This is a genomic window from Agromyces mariniharenae (assembly GCF_008122505.1).
GTDB classification, from domain to species: domain Bacteria; phylum Actinomycetota; class Actinomycetes; order Actinomycetales; family Microbacteriaceae; genus Agromyces; species Agromyces mariniharenae.
Genome location: NZ_VSSB01000001.1, coordinates 1,157,690 through 1,177,444 on the forward strand (window position 1 = coordinate 1,157,690; position 19,755 = coordinate 1,177,444).

The following is a 19,755-nucleotide window of genomic DNA, read 5'->3' on the forward strand; positions in this document are numbered from 1 at the left end:
GCCACGTGCGGCGCGCTGCCCCGTTCGGGGGACAGCGCCCATACGAGGATAGGCGGACGGCGTGGATGACTCCACTCGGGCCGGACGCGTGGTAATGGAGCGAGGCGTCAGGAGCGGTGACGCGGCTTCCGGTACGGCTTGTCGGTCGGCGCTCCGGAGTCCGCATCGCGGCGCCGGGCGCCGGTCGGCCGACCATCCGCCTCGCGGCGGCGGCGCGGACCGCCGGTGTCGAGGCGCAGCTCGATGAGCCGGCCCGAGATGCGCGTGCCGTCGAGCCGTTCGAGGGTCTCGCGCGAGAGGTCGGCCGGGAGCTCGACGAGCGAGAACTCGGGCCGGATCTGGATCGCGCCGAAGTCCTCGCGGCTGAGGCCGCCCTCGTTCGCGAGCGCCCCGACGATCTGGCGGGGCTCGACCTTGTGCCGGCGGCCGACCGCGATGCGGTACGTCGCCAGGTTCGCGTCGCCGCCGCGACGCCGGCGACCGCCGCCGTCCCGCTCGTCGTCGTAGCGACCGCCGCGGTCGTCGCGGTCGCGGCGATCGCCACGGCCACCGCGGTCGTCACGGTCGTACCGGTCGTCGCGATCCCGTCGGGGGCCGCGCTCGGCCCGGGCCGGGCGCTCGGGCTCGGGCTCCATGAGCAGCGGCGTCTCGCCCTGGGCGACGACGGCGAGCGCAGCGGCCACGTCGACCTCGGGCACGTCATGGTGCCGCACGTAGTGGGCGATGATGTCGCGGAAGCCCTCGATGCGATCGGATGCCGCGAGCGCCTCGCTGATGCGGTCGTCGAATCGCGCGAGCCGGGTGACGTTGACCTCGTCGACGCTCGGCAGCTGCATCTGCACGAGCGGCTGGCGCGTGGCCTTCTCGATGCGGGCGAGCAGCCCGCGCTCGCGCGGGGTCACGAAGCTGATCGCGTCGCCCGTGCGGCCGGCGCGTCCGGTGCGGCCGATGCGGTGCACGTAGGGCTCGCTGTCGGTGGGGATGTCGAAGTTCACCACGTGGCTGATGCGCTCGACGTCGAGGCCGCGCGCCGCGACATCCGTGGCGACCAGGATGTCGAGCTTGCCCGACTTCAGCTGGTTGACCGTGCGCTCGCGCTGCACCTGGTTGATGTCGCCGTTGATCGCGGCAGCCGAGAAGCCGCGGGCGCGCAGCCGCTCGGCCAGTTCCTCGGTGACGTTCTTCGTGCGGACGAACACGATCATGCCCTCGAAGTTCTCGGTCTCGAGGAGGCGCGTGAGGGCGTCGACCTTCTGCGCGTACGAGACCACGAGGTAGCGCTGCGTGATGTTCGCCGACGTCTGCGTCTTCGCCTTGACCGTGATCTCGGCGGGGTCGTGCAGGTACTGCTTCGACATGCGGCGGATGGCGGCCGGCATCGTCGCGGAGAAGAGGGCGACCTGCTTGTCGTCGGGCGTGTCGGCGAGGATCGTCTCGACGTCCTCGGCGAAGCCCATCTTCAGCATCTCGTCGGCCTCGTCGAGCACGAGGTACTTCAGCTCCGAGAGGTCGAGCGTGCCCTTGTCGAGGTGGTCCATGATGCGACCGGGCGTGCCGACGACGATGTGCACGCCGCGACGCAGGGCCGACAGCTGCACGCCGTAGCCCTGCCCGCCGTAGACCGGCAGGATGTGCACGTCGCGCAGGTGCGCGGCGTAGCGCTCGAACGCCTCGCAGACCTGGAGGGCGAGCTCGCGGGTCGGCGCGAGCACGAGCGCCTGCGGGGTCTTCTGCGACAGGTCGAGCCGCGCGAGGATCGGCAGCGCGAACGCGGCGGTCTTGCCGGTGCCGGTCTGTGCGAGGCCCACGACGTCGCGACCGTCGAGCAGCGTCGGGATGGTCGCGGCCTGGATCGCGGAGGGCGTCTCGTAGCCGACGTCGTCGAGCGCCTTGAGCACCGGGCCCTCGAGCCCGAGGTCGGAGAACGTCGTGGCGGGCTCCTCCGGAGCCTCGACCTCGACCGGGGCGTCGCCTGAAGTCACGCTTCAGGGTAGTCCGCGCGGCTGGGAGGCGTCACGGGGCGGCGGCTGGGAGGCGTCACGGGCGGCGGCCGGCCGACGACCGGAGCCGGCAGCGGCGGGCGAAGCGACCCGCCGAGGGTCGCCAAGTGTGCGGCATCCGCTCATCGATCGCAAGGGGTGGCGGGCACCCGCGGCATCCGGAATGGTGGACCATTCGTGATCGAAGGAGGAACGATGCTCACCCTGACCGACACCGCCACCACCGTCGTCGAGGAGATCGTGCGCCGCAATGACGAGACCGAGCGGGCCGGACTGCGGATCGAGGCCGAGAACCCGGATGCCACGGACTTCGGCGTGTCGATCGTGCCGCTGCCCAAGCCGCGCGACGCCATCGTCGAGCAGGGCAATGCCCGCGTCTACCTCGACGAGAGCGCGACCACCGCGCTCGACGACAAGACGCTCGACGCACGGGTGGACGAGGACGGCCGCGTGGCGTTCGACATCCTGCCGCAGGTGTGACCCGACCGGTCCGGCGCCCTGCCGCAGATCGGACCGCGCCACCGCGACGGCGCTCCGCTTCGGCGGGGCGCCGTCGTCACGCGCCCCGTCACGTCCAGGGGCGGGCGCTGCGGGCGGCCCAGTAGGCGGCCGGGTCCTCGGCGAGGGCGGCCAGCTCGGCGGATGCCGCGGCGGTCGCGGCATCCGTGGCGCTCGGCGCTCGCGACGCGAGGATCGACGCGAGGTTCGACCCGAGCTGCTCGGCCGTGACCGCGCCCGAGAGCACCACGTCGCCCCACGGCTGCGCGCGGGCGACGCCGATCGCGAAGGCGTCGAGCGCCTGCCCGTCGGCGGCAGCGAGCGCGGCCGCGCGAGGCTCGTCGCCCCCGGGAGTGAGCCGCCCGTTCGCGACCGCCTCCTTGACGACGACGAGCCAGCCGGCGTCGTGCGCCCGCGCGAGCGCCGGCGCGGCCGACGGCTCGAGCAGGTTCCACGTCGCCTGCACGGCCGTGAACGGCGAGTCGGGCAGCGTCCGCGCCGCGTCGAGCGCGTCGCCCTGTCCCGGCCCGCTCGTCGAGACGCCGATGCGCACGCCGGATGCCGCGAGCTCTCGCAGGCGATCGAGCAGCGCCGCGTCGGAGAGCGCCGGGCTGTCGGGCGTGAGCGAGTGCACGAGGTACACGTCGGGCGGGCCGCCGAGCGCCGCGAGCGTCTCGGGCCACTGCCGCTCGAGCATCCCGAGCGAGTGCTCCTTGCGCTCGTGCACCTCGGCGTCCATGCGCCAGCCGCCCACGTAGGCGTAGCCCCACTTCGACTCGATCGTGAGCTCCGGGCGGCGCTCCGGATGCGCGGCGAGCCACGACCCGAGGAACTCCTCGGCCCGCCCGTACGACCGCGCCGCATCGAAGAAGCGGATGCCGCGCGCCCACGCCGCATCGAGCAGGTCGTGCGCGCGCCCGCGCATCGCCCCGACGCTGCGGTCGTCGTCCAGGTCGGCGTCGCGCCCCGTGGTGATGTAGGCGGGGCGGCCGATCGCGGCCAGGCCGAGGCCGAGCGGGGCGAGCGCGGGCGCGGCGGTGGTTCGATCGTTCACGAGGCGTGAGCCTACGCGCCGTGGACCTGGTACATCGACCCGTCGCGGCATCCGCTCGGCTTCGATCACGTCACGGTACGCCGAGGGGGCCGGCCCATGCGGACCGGCCCCCTGGCTGGGATGCTCGCCTCCCTTCCTACTCCAGCGTGAAGGTCACGGTCGTGACGTTGCCCGCCACGTCGACCACCTTCAGCTCATTGCTGCCGAGGACCGCGCCGTGCGCGCCGGGCTTGACGCCGTTGAGCGTGCCATCGGTGCGGTCGCCCAGGTCCTGCGGCACCCCGTTCAGCGTGAGCTCGGCGAGACCGCCCAGGTCGAACAACCGGAAGGAGACGGAGCGGTACACCCCGTCCTCGCCCTTCGAGTCCGGCTTCACGGCGACCGTCGGCGCGGTGCGGTCGGGCACGGCGATGTCGGTCCGCTTCGCCGGCAGCTCCGCCTCGTCGCCGAGGTAGAAGCTGGCGAAACCGACCTGGTCGTAGCCGGTGTTCTTGTTCGCCACGCCGTTGCGGTACATCGGGTCGTGCATCAGCGTGCGGATGCCGTACTCGGTCGGCGCCAGCGTCGTGACGATGCCGAGGCGGTTCCCGCTCGCCCGGAGGATGAGCTCCTCGCGCCAGTCGCCGTACATGTCGGCCTTGAGCGTGGGGGTGCTCTTGTTGCCGGTCGACGTCAGGCCGGTCGCGAGGTACGAGGACGCTGCGAACGTCTGGTCGTTCACGCTGCTGATCGTCGCGCCGTTGACGGCCATGTGGGTGAGGCCGCCACCGAACCAGATGGCGTTCAGGCCCTGCGCGATGCCGCGAGCGCTGGCGGTGGTCGTCAGGATCTCGCCCGTCACCATGCTCCTGACCTCGCGGGTCGCACCCGCCGAACCCGCCTGTGCGCCGGGCCAGCGGTTGGAGTAGTTGCCCGCCACGCTGCCCTCGTCGTCACTGCCGGCGTAGGTGCCGTAGATCAGCGAGTTCTCGTAGACGACCTCCCCCTGCGCGTCCAGGCGCTTGCCCTTCATGGGGTCGTAGCCCGCCGGGCCCGGGATCCAGCCGCTGTGCACGCCGGTGCGGATGTCGTCCAGGAGGTGCTCCTCCATGCCCGACCACTCGCGGATGTTGTCCTCCTTGTCGACCGGCAGCAGCGCGCTGCGATCGCCGTGGCGGAGCGGCGCCCACTGGTTCAGCGGGTTGTTCCGCACCTCGTCGGTGGCGAACTGGAACTCGCCGGCGACCGGCGGCACGCCGTCCTGCCCCTCGATCGTGGGCATGACGTCGCCGTTCAGCACCTTCGGCAGGATCTTGGTCTTGTCGGCGTTCAGGCCGAGGACCATGGCCTTCAGCACCACCTCGTCCCAGCCGTCGCCGTCGAGGTCGGCGGACGTGGTGAAGTGGTTGCCGCGGTTCTGGTAGTCGTAGGCGCTGCCGCCGAGCGACCAGTACTGCGGGTCCGCCGAGTCGAAGCTGGCCTGCAGGTGCACCTGGCCGTCCACGATGTCGAAGGCCGCGAGGGTCGTCCGGTGGTAGTACCCGCGCTGGGAGACCGCGTACTGGTTCACCCCGTCGAGGGCGGCCACGACGCCGACGTAGCGGTTGGAGCGGTTGCCCTGCGCGTCGCCGTACGAGGCCGCCTTCCACGGGTGCTCCAGCCAGTAGACCTCCGACTCGGCGAGGATCTGCGCCTTGTAGTCGCTCGTCGAGGTGCCCGCACCCGGGCCGGGGTAGGCCAGGTACGAGTAGTTGCCGCGCTGGGAGGCGGGCGTCATGGCCCAGTTCTCCCCGTCGACGCTCGCACGGTACGGGAACGGGTACGTCTCGCTGTCCACGAGCACGCCCTTGGCGGCTTCCGGGTCCCACTCGAACGCGGAGAAGAACTCCTGGTCGTCCTTGGCGGGGCCGATCGGACCGACGTGGTACGTCTTGATCCAGCGCTTCACCGCCGGGTCGTTCGGTCCGTCGTTGCCTCCGCCGACCGTCGGGCTGCGGTAGGCGATGCTGAAGCTGTTCAGGAGCGACCAGTAGGTGTCGAGCGCCTGGTCGTCACCGGTGGCGAAGTACTCCTTGAACTTCTCCGTGGTCGTGGCCAGGCCGTCCTCGCCGCCGACGACGGTCTGGAGGGTGTCGGGGTACACGACGGACTGCGAGGCTTCGTCCCAGTTGCCGATCCGGGTGCCCAGGCCCGTCTTGAGCATCAGCTCCGACGTGCCGTCACCGTCGAAGTCCTCGGCGAACAGGGTGGTCTCGTGGTCGTTGGCCGCACGCACGTTGTAGCCCATGTCCACGCGGAACAGCAGCGTGCCGTCCTGCTTGTACACGTCGACGTACTCGGGCGCCGTCGTGGTGTTGGCGCCGCCGAAGATCGGCTCCGAGTACATCGGGTCGACCTGGAAGCTCCGCCACTTCACGACGATCTCGTACTCGCCGTCGCCGTCGAAGTCGCCCACCGTCATGTCGTGCGTGGAGTACGCGCCGCTCAGCGCTGTGGAGATCGCGCCCGAGCTGGTCTTCGCGTACGGAAGCTTCGTGCCCGAGTCGAGGTTCTCGACGTACGTGATGAACTCGCCCTCGAGCTCGTCGTAGAGCTCCTTGGTGATCTTGCCGTCCACGAGCCCGTTCACGAGCGGCCGCGCCTCCGTGTAGGTGGCGACGCCGAGCGCGTTGGGAGTGGTGTTCTTCTGGTTGAGCGCGGCGACCCAGCCGTCGAGCTGTTCCTGCGTCACCGCCGTCTGCTCCTCGAACGCCGACCGGAAGCCCTTCAGCAGGTCCATGTCGACGACGTACCAGTTCTGGCCACCGGTTCCGGGGACGACCATGTTGGCCGCGTTGAGGTTCCGGTTCGGACCGCCGAACTCGTTGGCGGTGCCGCGGTAGGTGAAGTGCGCCAGCGGCACGGGCGCCGGCGCGGGCTTCAGCGGGATGTAGTGCACCGCACCGCGGTTCGCCTGCCCCGCGCCTCCCGCCAGGGCCGACAGCATCGGCACGCTCATGCCCTGCCGCTCGCCCTCGACGCCGTGGATGACCGGCGCGACCTCGTACACGGAGGTGAGGACGCCGTCGGGGTCGGTGTAGTTCGACGGAGTGCTGTCCTCCTTCACGACGCCCGGGTTCGTGTCGTAGTCGCTCTCGGGCTGGACGTCGCGGGGCTCGATGGTCGCGATCTTCTGGAAGTCCGCGCCACCGTCCTTACGGTAGACGTTCCACGAGAGGCCGTTGGGCTCGTCGCCCAGGAAGCGCCAGCTGAGGAAGATGCCGTCGGCGGACTGGGCCGCGACCAGGCCGCGAGTGAGGTACTCCACCGGGCGCAGGTCGGACTCGGGGGCGGCAGCAGCGGGAACGCTTGCGCCGAACAGCGACAGCCCCACGGCCACCGAGACGGTGATCGGGAGGGCCTTGCGCCATGGATTTCGTTTGGTGGATCTGGGTGATGACGTGGACGTGACCATGCCTGCCTTCTTCGTCGAAAGTGACTGGGTTTCCGTGCCCAGCGTGTTCCGGGGCATGACTGATCGCCCGGCGAGCAGGTCGTGGTGGCCATCGCTCGCCGTCGAGGGGCATGGTAGGAATACGCTTTCCAACCTCGAAACTATGCCCCTCCCATGAGGGTGTCAAGAGCGAATCGAAACGATTCAGGTGCTCGGTTTTGACACGCCACGGGGTCGCCGTCAAGGCCTCGTGATGTCCGACGACCCGCCCGTAGGCTCGGCGCATGCCCTCCCGCTCACGTGCAGCCGTGGTGTACAACCCCGTGAAGATCGACGGCGACGAACTCCGTCGTGCCATCGCCGCCGAGCCCGCCGCGGCCGACTGGGGCGACACGCTCTGGTACGAGACCTCGGTCGAGGATCCGGGTGGCGGCCAGGCGAAGGCGGCGCTCGAGGCGGGTGCCGACATGGTCATCGCGGCCGGCGGCGACGGCACGATCCGCGCCGTCGCCGAGGTGCTCGGCGGCACGTCGACCGCGCTCGCGCTGCTGCCCTCGGGTACCGGCAACCTGCTCGCCCGCAACCTCGACCTCACGCTCGACGACCTCGGGAACTCGATCCACGTCGCGTTCTCGGGCGCCGACCGGCGCATCGACCTCGCCTGGGCGGAGCTGCGCAGGGAGGACGGCTCGACGGATCGCGCGGCCTACCTCGTGATGGCCGGATTCGGGCTCGATGCCAAGATGCTCTCGAACACCGACGAGGAGCTCAAGGCGAAGATGGGCTGGCTCGCCTACGTCGCCGCCATCCGCACGGCGCTCCGCGACGAGAACCGCATGCGCATGCGCTACCGGCTCGACCGGCATCGGATCCGTGCCGTCTCCGCCCACACGCTGATCATCGGAAACTGCGGGTCGCTGCCGGCGAACATCCTGCTGCTGCCCAGCGCCGCGATCGACGACGGCCGGTTCGAGGCGGTCTTCCTGCGCCCCGAGAGCGCCTGGGGCTGGCTGCAGATCATGGGCAAGGTGATCTGGGAGAACGGCGTGCTCCGTCGCACGCGATGGGGTCGCAAGCTGGTCGGCCGCGACGTCGACGCCCTGCGGTACGTGAAGGGCCGACGCCTCGAGGTCGTGCTGAGCCGCCCCGAGGAGATCGAGCTCGACGGCGACGGCTTCGGCCGCGCACGCGCACTGCGCACGTGGGTGGACGCCGGCGGCCTCACCGTGCGCGTGCCGCCGGGCGAGCGGCAGCCAAGCGAGGAGCAGGCCGAGCCGACCGAGCGCCGCGCGACGCAACCCGACCAGCCGCCGCCCGTCGAGGCGCTTCCCGGCGAGGCCGACGACCAGTCGTTGCCCGGGGACGTGACGGCCGACGAGTCGTTGCCCGACGAGGTGACCGCCGACGTATCCGGGAATTCGACATAGTGTAGAAAACATGGCTCGCACCGCGCTCGCCCTCCGCCTGCTGCTTCCCCCGTTGCTTATCGGCATGATCGTGGCGATCTCGTTCCTCGAGGCGCCGCTGAAGTTCCTCGCGCCGGGCATCACCATCCCGCTCGGCCTCGGCATCGGCCGCCTCGTGTTCACCGCGCTCAACAGCGCCACGGGCATCGTCCTGGTCGTCCTGACGCTGGCCAGCCTTCGCCCCCGGCCCGCCCGGGCGCCGCTCGTGCTGCTCGCTTCGATCTGGCTCGTCTACCTCGTCGAAGTAGCGGTCATCCGCCCGGTCCTCAACCGCCGCAGCGACCTCGTGCTCGCGGGCGCCCAGGCGCCCGGCACCGACTGGGCGCATTACGCCTACATCGCAGCGGATGCCGCGCTGCTCGCGCTCCTCGTCGCGCTGGCCGTCGTCACGGTCCGCCGCCTCCTGCCGGCGACGGTCACCGCCCCTCGGCAGCCCGTCGGCGCCTGAGCCATCGGCGCACGTCGGCTGCACATGCGCCGCTGCGCGTCAAGACCCGGGCTGAGGATTTCTCGAATCACCGGGTCATCAGTGAGAATCAGTGCGGCGAATCGATGACTGGGGAGATTCTCGACTCGCCCTTCGGCGGGCCGGGCGCCCCCACCCGAGGATCTGGGGAGATCCGGGGCAGCCCGACCCGCCACACCCGACTCCCCCGCGGCACCCGCTCAGCGCTGCGGCATCCGCTGCCGATTCGCGCGCCGTTCAGCCCGCGGCATCCGCTGAGCCCGCGCCATCCGCCCCGTCAGCGTCGCCCGCCTCGTCGCCCGGCACCCACTCGAGCAGGTCGCCCGGCTGGCAGTCGAGCACCCGGCACATGGCCTCGAGCGTGCTGAAGCGCACGGCCTTGGCACGTCCGTTCTTCAGGACCGCGACGTTGGCCGGCGTGAGCCCGACCTGCTCGGCGAAGTCGCCGACGCTCAGCTTGCGCTTGGCGAGCTCGACGTCGATGCGCACGATGATGGGCATCAGATCACTTCCTCGAGGTCGGCGCGGATCGCCGCCGCCTGACCGAGGAGCGCGCGCATCACGATCATGAGCAGCAGCACGACGCTCGTGGCGAGCCCGATGCCGAACAGCACGACCGGGATGCCCGGGTCGCGCAGCTCGGGCGTGAAGTAGATGAACCCGACGACGTAGGCGAACACCACCAGCATCAGCAGCCAGACGCCCGCGATCGTCCAGACGATGGCGTCGACCCAGGCGAACGCCTGCTCGCTGAAGATGCGATCGCCTCGCACCAGGTCGAGCAGCCGCCAGATGCACACGATGATCACCTGCACGCCGACCAGCACGAGGATCGAGAACACCAGCATCAGCCAGGGGATGTGCGCGAACTCGGGCCGGATCTCGCGGGCCGACTCCATGAACTCACCCGGCACGCTCAGCACCTCGGCGACGATCAGGCCGACGAACAGCAGGGCGAGCAGGACCTTGAGCGGGACGATGACGCGATCGAGCTTCAGCATGCATCGACTCTCGCGTCTTTCCTATCGTTTGTCAATAGGTTTCGAATTGCTCTCGTTCGATACGCGGCGGACAGGCATCGCATGCCCCGAGGCCCGCGCATGCGCACGGCGAGGCACCGCCCCGGCTGTTCGAGCCGGGGCGGCGCCCCACGTCACCCGCCGTGCGTCAGCGACCCGACGGCGTCTCCGTCGGCTCGGATGACGCCGGCGCATCGGTCGCCGGAGCCGGCGCGCTCGGAGCCGGCGCGCTCGGCGTCGGCTCGCTCGACGTCGGCGCGGTCGGCGCCGGCGTCGGCGTCGCGTACGGCGCCAGCTCCGGCGAGACCGTTCCCGGCCGACCACGCGCGTCGCCCGTCACGAAGACGCTCGGCTGCGACGGCGTCTCGCCGCCGCCGGCCGAACGCGCGACGACGAACCAGGCGTACGTCGTGCCCGGCTTGAGCCCCGTCCATTCGACCGACGCCACCTCGCCCGACGCGACCGTCGACTCGCCGATCACCGCGATCGGGTCGTAGAGCGCGAGCGAGTCCGTCCGGAAGCTCGTCGTGCGCGACGTGAGGTCGACCGGCAGCACCATGTTGTCCGACTCGGGACCGTACCGCAGGGCGGGGTCGTACTCGTCGGCGCCGAAGTCGTCGAGGAACGGCGAGAACGTGTCGACCATCATCTCGCCGCGATCCACGTCGAACTGCAGCAGGCGCAGGTAGCTCGCGCCGAACCGCAGCCGGTCGGTCGGGGCGTAGCCGCCGATCTCGGTGAGCCCCAGCTCCTCGGCCGTGACCGTGTAGTTCTGGTAGTCGGCGAGCATCTCGACGACGCCGTGACCCACCACGCCGACCTTCGGCTTGACGTTCGTGCCCACGCCGTGCACGTGGCCGGCGAGGATGAGGAACACGTTGGGGTTGTCCTCCACGACCGTCTTGAAGAGCATCGACCCGTCGGGCGCGGCGTATCCCGAGTTGCGACCGTCGCGCTGCGCGCTCGCGGCGAGGTAGTCGTGCGACAGCAGGATGCCGTTGCGGTCGGGGTAGCGCTGGTAGATCGAGTCGGCCCACTCGGCCTCCTCGCGGGTGACGCCGTAGGAGAGTCCGACCGCGACGAAGTCGAGGCCGCCCGCCGAGAACAGCGTGTAGTTGTTCTGGTTGTCGCCCTCGCGCCAGGGACCGCCGTACTCGGCGTCGATCCACTGGTCGTCGGCCGCCTCGTAGCGGTCGGGGCCGTAGTACTGGTTGTACATCGCCTCCGGACCGTCCTCGGTGCCCGACCGGTTGTCGTGGTTGCCCGCGATGACCTGGTTGGGCACGCCGGCATCGTCCAGCACCTGCTGCTGGCGCGACGACACCTCGAACTCGCCGACGACCTCCTGCATCATCGCGGCATCCGCAGGCGTGCGGATGTTGTTCTCGATGATGTCGCCGGTGTGCGCGACGTACTCGATCTTGCGGTCGTCGGCGTTCGCCGCGATCCACCGGGTCGTGTCGCCGTAGGCCTTCTCCCAGATCGCCCGCTCGGCCGCCGACTCCTGCTCGGTCGCTCCCTCCGACAGGTACTGCGTGTCGGTGAAGTGCGCGATCGAGAAGTCGTACGACGCCGGGTCGGCGAAGCCCTCTGCACCCGCGTCGGGCTCATCGGCGAAGGGGTCCTCACCGGTGATCATCACGTGCACCTGCTGCACGTCGAGGTAGCGCTCGTCCACGATCGCCGTGAGCTGCGTGTTCCCGTCGAGCGCGCCGCGGGAGCTCGCGAGCACGTCCCACGCGCCCGTCGACAGGTTCCATGCGCGCAGCGAGACGACGCGGGTCGGGTCGATGACGCCCTCCCAGCGAAGGACCGGGTCGGCCACGTGGCCCTTCACCTGCACGTCGAAGCGCTGGAACGCGACCTCCCGGCTGGCCGGAGCGTCGAGGGTCGCCCCGTCGCCCGGTGCGAGCGCCTTCGTGTCGCCGAGGTTCTGCTCGCCGGCGACGCTCAGCGTGGTCGGCACCTCGGGCGCCGACCCCTGCCAGCCCTGGTTCGGCGTGAGGATCTCGGCCTGCGTGAACTCGGCCGTGACGTCGCCGCCGTCGGGCTCCGCGACGGATGCCTCGAGCGTCACCGTGCCGGCCACGCCGTTCGCCCCGCCGGCCGGAACCAGCTCGGCCGGCACGTCGGGGATGCCCGCGGAGGCGAACACCACTTCGTGAGTCGCGGTGTTGCCGAGCGCGTCCGTGGCGGTGACCGCGAGGGTGTGGTCGCCCGCGCCGAGGCCCGGGCCGACGAGCGAGCCGAGGCTGATGGACTCGCCGTCGAGCGTGAGCTCGGGCGTGCCCATGAGACCGGATGCGTCGTCGAGCTGCACGTCGAGGGCGACCGACGAGGTGATCGTCGCGCCGGCCGCCGGCACGCTCGACGCCACCGCGGGCGCCGAGTTGTCGGTGAGCAGGGTGCGCGTCGCGACTTCGCCGGTGGTGGATGCCGCGGCGAGCACGTGCGCGCCGTCGGCGATCGCCGTCGTGTCGAGCTCGGTGCGCAGGCCCTGCGCCGTGGCATCCGTGACCTCGAAGTGCAGGTCGACCTCGCGGAACAGGTTGATGTTCGACCCGCACGTGCCGTCGCCGAGGGCGTACGACGCCTTGGGCCGCTGCGGCTCGGCAGTGCCCGACGCGGGCGCCAGCGCCACGTTCGAGATCGTGAAGTCGTCGCGGTTGCAGCCGGTCGCGGTGGTCCCGGTCACGAACTCGACCGTGTTCCAGCCCGGGAGCAGCCACTCGTTCGGGATGACCACATTGGCCCGCTCGCTCACGAAGTCGCCACCGAGCACGTAGCGGATGCCGTTGACGAACAGCAGGTTCGCGAACGTCGCGTCGATCGAGTTGGAGCCGACGTCGAAGCTCAGGGTGGCCTCGCCCGAGCCGAGGGTCGGCAGCACGGCCACCGCCGGCGCGTCGACGGTCCACCGCGTCTCGGCCTTCGGCAGCGCCGTCGTCGACGAGCCGCAGTTCCCGTCACCCATCGCGTAGCTCGGCGCGATGGCGAGGCCGGCCGCCGAACCGGTGCTCACGGTGAGCCCGACGTTGGTCAGCGTGAAGTCGTCGAGGTTCGCGCCGCAGGTCGAGCTGATGTCGCCGGCGACGATCTCGATGACGTTCTCGCCGGCGACGAAGTAGCGGTTCGGCACCGGGACGTCGACGCGCTGGCTCACCCAGTCGCCCAGGATGTCGACCTTGTGGCCGTTGACGAGCAGGTGGTTCTGGTAGCGGTGCTCGATCGAGTTCGAGCCGACGTCGAAGCTGAACGTCGAGGATCCCGCGCCGAGGCTCGTCGCAGCCGGCGGCGCGTCGCCGTCGACCGTGAGCGACGAGACGCCGCCCTCCTCGTCGGCCGGCTGCGAGGCCGAGACGGTCTGCGTCCCGTGCGCGAGCGTGCCGTCCTCGGGCGCCAGGCTCGGCGCGCCGACGGGTGCGTTGTTCACGGTGACTGCGTGGGCGACCCGGCCGCCGGCCGCCGTCGTGGCGACGATCTCGTGCGTGCCGTTCGCGAGAGCGCGCGTGTCGACCTCCGCCGAGAGACCGGGCGAGGCGAGCGGGTCGCCGAGCACGAAGAACGAGAGCTCGGCGTGCACGATGTCGCCGGTCTGCGTGCCGCAGTCGCCGTCGCCGAAGCTGAACGTGAACGGGTTCTCCTCGCCGTCGGCGACCTCGCCGAGCAGCTCGAGGCCGACCTCGGTGATCACGAAGTCGTCGTAGTTGACGCCGCACGCCGTGTTCGACGTGCCGGCGAAGATCTCCACGGTGTTCTCCCCCGTGACGAGCCAGTCGTTCGGCACCGGGACATCGACGCGCTCGGACACCCAGGTGCGGTCCTGGTCGATCCGGTGGCCGTTGACCACGAGGTAGTTGCGGTATGCGGCGGACGCGGAGTTGCTCCCGATGTCGAACGTCAGGTGCGCGACGCCCGGCGTCGGCGTGGCCGTGATCGGCGCGCCGTCGATCGCGAGGCTCGCGACGGGGTCGCCGGCCGTCGTGGCATCAGAGGCGACCATGACGTCACCCTCGAGCCAGGCACCGTTCTCGGGGCTCAGCGTCGGAGCGACCGGGGTCGTCGCACCGGGCTTCTCGGTCGTGAAGGGCGCAGCGGATGCCGCGGGCGCCGCCATTCCCGACACCGCCAGCGTCGTGACGACCACCGCCGCGACCGCGGCCGCCCGCCCCTTCCATCGTCTCGCTTCGCCCTCTGGGCGTTGACTGCTCGGCCGCATCGGCGCGCCGTCCTTCCTCTTGTCCTCGGTGAGCGGGCGCGGGCACCGACCGAGGCCAGGGCACGCCCACGGCACACTGTGGAGGCGCTCGGTGAACGCTGTGCGAGCACGGGAAGAAGGATGTGCATCCGGAAAGCGATCTCCCCCGGTCGCGCGGGTGCACGACCGGGGGAGGTCAGGGATGGGGCGGGGCGCTGGAGTTGATACGCCCCGCCCGCGGATCTCAGCAGCCGGCTGACGGGTAGCCGACCATCTGGACTGAATGAACGGGCTGTCCGTCCACGATCGCGGTCGATGTGAGGGTCAGCTCGCCGGCGGGCAGCTCGGCGAGGCGGGTGGTGAACGCCTTCGACGCGCTCTTGCCTGACTTGAGTGCGTTGAACGTCGTCGATCCGTACGGTGTCGCCAGCGTGATGTCGACACGCATGTCCGCCTCGTTCTCGACGGCGGCGGTCAGCACCACCTTCCCGCCGACGCACTTGGTGCTGGTGGTCACGTCGACTGCCAGCGCCGGCTCGGCTGCTGCACGCGTCAGCTTGACGACGTAGGTCCCGAAGTCGCCGGCGAACGAGTTCGCGGTGACTTCGACGACGTTCTCGCCGTCCTCCAACTCGACGGTCGCCTCGGTCGCGCCCACCGGCTGCAGGTCGCCGTTCACCTGCACCTGCTGGCCGTCCCAGCCGGGCTGCCAGGCGAGTGTCACCGACGAAACCGTCGACTCCAGGTCCGCCTCGACCACGTACGGGTTCTCGGAACCCTTGCGGTCCCGATCGAACGCCGGGCTGAGTTCGTAGCCGCTGATCGAGAGGGCGCGCAGGCCCGCGATCTGGCTCGGGTTGATGCGCGAGATCGACACGGTGTAGCTCCCCTGGGAGCCATCCTCGGCGGTGACCACGATGGGCACGTCCGTGACGAAGACGGGATCGCTCGGCGACCCGTCTGCCAGCTCGACCTCGACGGACGCGCCGGCCGCGACAGGCGATCCGTTGACGACGAGGCTCGCGAATCCGCTCTCCGGGGCCGCCGTGATCGTGACCGACTCGGTGAACGCATCCACCGTGCCCGTGTACGTCAGGCCATCCCCGGACGCCGTGAGGTCGACCTCGCCTCCCACCGTCGCAGCGCCGACGGTTGCCAGCGTCGCATCGTCGTGGCCGTACGGCGTCCCCGTGTTCACCCGGAAGTAGTCGACGAGCAGGTCCCCGACGTTCGACCCGTTGATGAAGAACAGGAAGTAGTCGAGGTCGTCCACCTTGGTGCGCAGCGGCTGGTCCGCGAGCACGGGCGTCGTCATGTCGTCCAGGTAGAAGTCGAACGTCCCGGCGTCCAGGTCGACGACGTTCCGCACGGTGTACCAGCGACCGACGGAGTACGGCGCGACGTTCTTCACGGTGCTCGCACCCGTCACGTTGTGCGTCATGATCTGGCCGCCCGCGAACCCGAACGTCGCCGACGGATTGGTCGACGAGGCCGGGTTCGCGGCGTTCCATCCGCTCTCCGTGTACGAGTACATCGCGAGCTGGTTCGGAGTCCCGTTCGTCGTCGTGCGCTGCACCCGGGCCTCGATCGTGACGGTTCCGGTCAGGTTCTGCTCCGCGGCGTTGTGGACGCCGAGCGTCGCCGAGCTGGAGCTCGACTTGTTGATACGGAGGACCTTGTTGCCGGCTCGGCTCGCGTCGTCGGCGATTGTGATCGACCCGACCGAAGGTGCCGTCCGTGCCACGAGTGCGCCGTCGCTCGACTGGGTGAAGTCACCCGTGGCCTCGTCGTCGAAGGTCTCGTTGATCACGTACGTCGTGTCGCCGAGCTCGCGTCGCAGGACGAGGTCGACCGTCACCGTCCGGGCGGCGGTCACCGTGACCTCCGACTCGGATGTCGTCTGGTACCCGTCCTTGGAGGCGGCGACGGTGTAACCGTCCCCCTTCGCGACCTCCGCGATGCTGAACGCGCCGTCCGCACCGGTGATCGATGTGGCGACCGTTTCGGCACCCTTCGACACCGTGATCGTCGCGCCCGCCAGGCCGCCGCCGGAGGTGGTCACGCGTCCGGCGATCGTGCCGGTCGTCGCGGTCGTCTCGCCGAGCGTGAGGCCGGTGCTGATGGTCTTGCCCGCCTCGAGCGTCACCGCCACCGGCGCACCCGGTGCGTAGCCGTCGGCCGAGGGAGTCAGCGCATACTCGCCCGCCGCTGCCTCTACCGCGTACCGGCCTCGGACGTCGGCCGTGGCCATGCCGGTACCGTACGACACCGTCGCGCCCGGAACCGGCGTTCCGAAGGCATCGGAGACCAGGCCCGACACCAGTCCGTGACCGGCTGCCGGCTCGTAGGAGGTGGGACCCACGTTCGGCGGCGTCGAGAGCGGCTGGCCGAAGAAGTCGACGCTGATCGGCAGCCGGCTTTCGCCTGAGTTCCCGGTCACACCGAACCCCGGTGCGATGATCGCGAGGTCGACCGGCGCGCCGGCGCTGATGAGCGGCGACGCGGCCGAGGTCGGCTCGGCGTTCAGGATGTCGTCCGCGGGGTTGCCGCCCAGCAGCGGGTCGGTAACCGTCGCGTGGGCGTCGGCCGTCGGAGCGGTGACCATCGGACCCCAGTAGGAGTTGTTGCTGAAGGTGACGCCCGGGAACTCGGTGCGGAACGCCGCGCCGCTCACGTCGTCGCGGGCGTTGAGGAACACGTTGTTCAGGACCCAGTGCGGGTTCTTCGCCACGAGGTACGAGCTCGCGCTCCCCGACGACTCGAAGAAGCCGACCGTATTGTTCTTCAGAGGGCGCTCGGTGTTGTACATCAGGTTGTTGTAGATGACGTTCACGCCGCTGTCGCCGTGCGGATTGACGTAGTTCCGGTCGACGTCCTGGATGATGTTGTAGCGCACGACGGCGGACCCGAAGCTGAATCCGCAGAGCAGGATGCCCTCGCCCGAGTCGTGCACGTAGTTGCCCTGGATCAGGATGTTCGTCGCGCCGCGGTCGGGATCGATGCCGTTCGAGTCGGCGGCGCCCGTCCGCGGTTCGAGCTCCGCGACCTCGTTGTCCTGCACGACGATGTTGTCGGAGTAGTACATCTCGATGCCCGACACACCCGCGCCGTCGATGAGGTTGTCCTCGACCGTCGCGCCTTGGACGCTCGTCAGGTACATCGAGTCCCAGCCGTACTCGGTGTCGCGGTTCGTCAGGTAGTTGCCCGAGATGTGGATGTTCGAGTGAGGCCGCCAGTCGGGGTCCTCCGTGATCACACCGGTGCTGCTGGCCTTGCCCACCGCGCGGTCGCCCCAGCCGGGGTCGAGGTCCTGGTAGCGGTTCGTGCCCATGCCCGAGAACTGCTTGAAGATGAGGTTCGCGAAGGCCGTGTTGGCGATGAAGTTGCCGTGCACCGAGACGTCCTCGAACCGCGAGACGGTCTGGGCGTCGCCCTTGAGCCCCTCGAAGAGGATGCCGCCGGTGCGCTTCGACCTGTCGAGGCCTGCGCCGCTGACCGACCACATGACCCCGCTGACGTCGCGGATGTAGACGTTGTGGATGTCGTAGCCGCGGAGCGTGCCGGCGTTCTCGCCCTGCACGTGGATGCCGCGGACGTCGCCGGTCTGCGGGTTCTCCTCGCCGGGTACCTGTCCGAGGTTCGCCTTCGGGGCGAAGTCCGACGGGTCGAAGCCGTCGGTCATGTTGCTGATCTCGAGGTTCGAGATGTCCCAGTGCTCCTGGTTGGTGAGCTGCACGACGTCGTTCACGACGCCCCGACCGTTGAGCTCGGGAGCGGCGCCGTCACCGTAGCTCGAGAGGACGACCGGGCGATCGACCGTCCCCGAGCCCTTCGGCGCGAGCAGTGCGGTGGCGTCGGCTCCGGGCACGTCTGTGCCCACGCCGCCGCTCCAGGTCGTGTAGTCGTACGCCTCGCGTGCGACCTCGTCGCCCTGCGCCGTCCAGGTGCTCCCCGCCTTCAGGAGGATGCGGTCGCCGGGCTGGAACACGGTCGCGTTCACCTTGGCGAACGACTTCCAGGCGGTCTCGGCCGACGTTCCGGCGAGCGCGTCGTCGCCGGCGGCGGAGTCGACGTAGTACGTCGTTCCGGCTCCGGCGGGTGCCGAACCGTCCTCGACCAGCAGTTGCCGGTTCGACACGACGCCGCGCCCCTCGGCCTCGAGGGCGCTCTTTTCGGTGAAGCCGACGAACGACTCCCCCGCTGCAGTCGCGGCGGCGGCTGCCGGCACGACAAGCACGGCCGGCAGGCCGGCGCCGAGCAACGCGGCCAGCGAGACCGCGACCGCGGCGACGGGCCGTCGTATGGACAGGGACAGGGACATCGGCGTTTCCTTTCATCGTGCGCGCTGTGGCGCGCTCAGTTCCGGGGGTGGTGCGTCATCGTCTCGACGCCTCGATGGCGGATCAGTCGTCAGCGGACTGGACCTCGGTCACGTGTCTGCCTCCGTGGCAGCTGGGGTTCAGCAGCAATGGTGAACGTTCACGTTCTCATTCACCGGCCAAACTAGTGAACGATCACTCTGGCTGTCAAGGAGTTCGCTCGAATCGTCCCTCACGAGTCGCGGCGGGCCCTCCGCACCACGATCCCGGTCGAGTCGCGGCGTGCTCCCGCGCACCACGACCCCGATCCCCACGACCGTTGCACCGCATCCCTCGGGGTCGTCGAGCGCGATCGCCACCACGCGCCGTCCGAGCTCTTCGAACGGCACGCGTACGGTGGTCAATCCCGGCAACACGTCGCGTGCGGCGGGCAGATCGCCGAATCCGGCGACCGCGACATCCTCGCCCGGGACGAGACCCGCGTCGCGCACGGCCGCCAGCGCCCCGATCGCCAGCACGTCGTCGGTTGCGACGATGAGTCGTGGTCGCCTGGACCTCGCTCCCAGAAGGCGGCGAGCGCCGTCGTAGCCGTCGTCGCGCGTGAGCGCAGCGTGGATCACCGCGTCGATGACGAGGGCCCGGCCGTCGCCCTCGGCTGCGGCCCGGAAGCCGCCCAGGCGATCCATCGTGGCCGTCGAGACCACCGGACCCGCGAGCGCAGCGACGTGCCGGTGGCCGAGCGCCGACATCGCGCGCGCCAGGGCCGCCCCGCCGCCTCGGTCGTCCAGCTCGACCGTCGGGACGCCCAGCCCGTTCCGGCCGACGCACGCGACCCGTCCGCCCGTGCGGCGATACATGGTGAGCTCCTCACGCAGGGCCGACTCGGTCGCTCGGTCCGCGACCCGTGGTGCAGCGAGGATGATCGCGCCCGGCCGCTGCGCCCGGAGCCGGCGCACGAGTTCCGGCTCGCGCTCGTGGTCCCGGCCCGTCGACGCGATCGACACGGTGAGGCGTCGCCGGTCGGCTTCCGCCACGAGGCCCGACACGATCGACGAGGAGGTCGGATCGGCGAGGTCGCCCACGATCGCGGCGACGGTCGAGGTCGAGCCGTTCGCGATCGCCCGCGCCGGCACGTTCGGGTTGTATTCCAGACGTCGCGCTGCCAGCAGCACGCGCCGGCGGAACGCGTCGGTGACGACTCGGTGCTCGGCGCCGGGATTCAGCGAACGCGAGGCGGTCGTCACCGAGACGCCCGCGGCCCGGGCGACGTCCTGAAGGGTCGCCGTCCGCCGGCTTCCGAGATCGGTTGACCCGGTCATCGCG

General features: G+C 70.4%; 11 protein-coding genes. 3 read left to right on the plus strand and 8 right to left on the minus strand.

Annotation, left to right across the window (positions count from 1 at the left end; genetic code table 11):
* Window positions 1–107: 107 nt before the first annotated feature.
* The gene (locus FYC51_RS05340) at window positions 108–1,982 is read right to left on the minus strand and encodes a DEAD/DEAH box helicase (protein WP_148732599.1); all 1,875 of its coding nucleotides are present in this window, start codon (window positions 1,980–1,982) and stop codon (window positions 108–110) included.
* Between the two features lie 213 nt (window positions 1,983–2,195).
* Between FYC51_RS05340 and FYC51_RS05345 the strand changes: the two genes are divergently transcribed.
* Window positions 2,196–2,480 carry a hypothetical protein gene (locus FYC51_RS05345; RefSeq protein WP_148732600.1) on the plus strand — a complete coding sequence of 95 codons (285 nt, stop codon included), beginning with the start codon at window positions 2,196–2,198 and terminating at the stop codon, window positions 2,478–2,480.
* A gap of 88 nt (window positions 2,481–2,568) precedes the next feature.
* On the opposite strand, the gene FYC51_RS05350 is transcribed toward FYC51_RS05345, so the two are convergent.
* Together FYC51_RS05350 and FYC51_RS05355 are read right to left on the minus strand one after the other, a co-directional pair.
* Window positions 2,569–3,552 carry an aldo/keto reductase gene (locus FYC51_RS05350; RefSeq protein ID WP_238476224.1) on the minus strand — a complete coding sequence of 328 codons (984 nt, stop codon included), beginning with the start codon at window positions 3,550–3,552 and terminating at the stop codon, window positions 2,569–2,571.
* A gap of 136 nt (window positions 3,553–3,688) precedes the next feature.
* Window positions 3,689–6,985, minus strand: coding sequence for a rhamnogalacturonan lyase family protein (locus FYC51_RS05355; RefSeq protein WP_148732601.1), 3,297 nt, complete (start codon window positions 6,983–6,985; stop codon window positions 3,689–3,691).
* A gap of 263 nt (window positions 6,986–7,248) precedes the next feature.
* Here FYC51_RS05355 and FYC51_RS05360 point away from each other — a divergent pair, with 263 nt between their 5' ends.
* Entirely contained in the window at window positions 7,249–8,391 is a 1,143-nt protein-coding gene (locus FYC51_RS05360) for a diacylglycerol/lipid kinase family protein (RefSeq protein WP_148732602.1), read from the plus strand.
* Between the two features lie 10 nt (window positions 8,392–8,401).
* Complete coding sequence (locus FYC51_RS05365) at window positions 8,402–8,878, plus strand: hypothetical protein (RefSeq protein ID WP_148732603.1); 477 nt, start codon at window positions 8,402–8,404, stop codon at window positions 8,876–8,878.
* A 255-nt stretch (window positions 8,879–9,133) separates the two neighbouring features.
* On the opposite strand, the gene FYC51_RS05370 is transcribed toward FYC51_RS05365, so the two are convergent.
* The 5 genes from FYC51_RS05370 to FYC51_RS05390 form a co-directional block, all read right to left on the minus strand.
* Window positions 9,134–9,397, minus strand: coding sequence for a helix-turn-helix domain-containing protein (locus FYC51_RS05370; RefSeq protein ID WP_148732604.1), 264 nt, complete (start codon window positions 9,395–9,397; stop codon window positions 9,134–9,136).
* Entirely contained in the window at window positions 9,397–9,897 is a 501-nt protein-coding gene (locus FYC51_RS05375; RefSeq protein WP_148732605.1) for a DUF2975 domain-containing protein, read from the minus strand. Before FYC51_RS05375 ends, FYC51_RS05370 begins: the two co-directional genes overlap by 1 nt.
* A 166-nt stretch (window positions 9,898–10,063) precedes the next feature.
* Window positions 10,064–14,062 carry a metallophosphoesterase gene (locus FYC51_RS05380; RefSeq protein WP_148732606.1) on the minus strand — a complete coding sequence of 1,333 codons (3,999 nt, stop codon included), beginning with the start codon at window positions 14,060–14,062 and terminating at the stop codon, window positions 10,064–10,066.
* A 295-nt stretch (window positions 14,063–14,357) separates the two neighbouring features.
* Window positions 14,358–18,434: a carboxypeptidase regulatory-like domain-containing protein gene (locus tag FYC51_RS05385; RefSeq protein WP_148732607.1), complete on the minus strand. Its 4,077-nt coding sequence runs from the start codon at window positions 18,432–18,434 to the stop codon at window positions 14,358–14,360.
* Between the two features lie 138 nt (window positions 18,435–18,572).
* Window positions 18,573–19,751, minus strand: a complete 1,179-nt coding sequence (locus tag FYC51_RS05390; RefSeq protein WP_148732608.1) for a LacI family DNA-binding transcriptional regulator — start codon at window positions 19,749–19,751, stop codon at window positions 18,573–18,575.
* Window positions 19,752–19,755 lie beyond the last annotated feature (4 nt).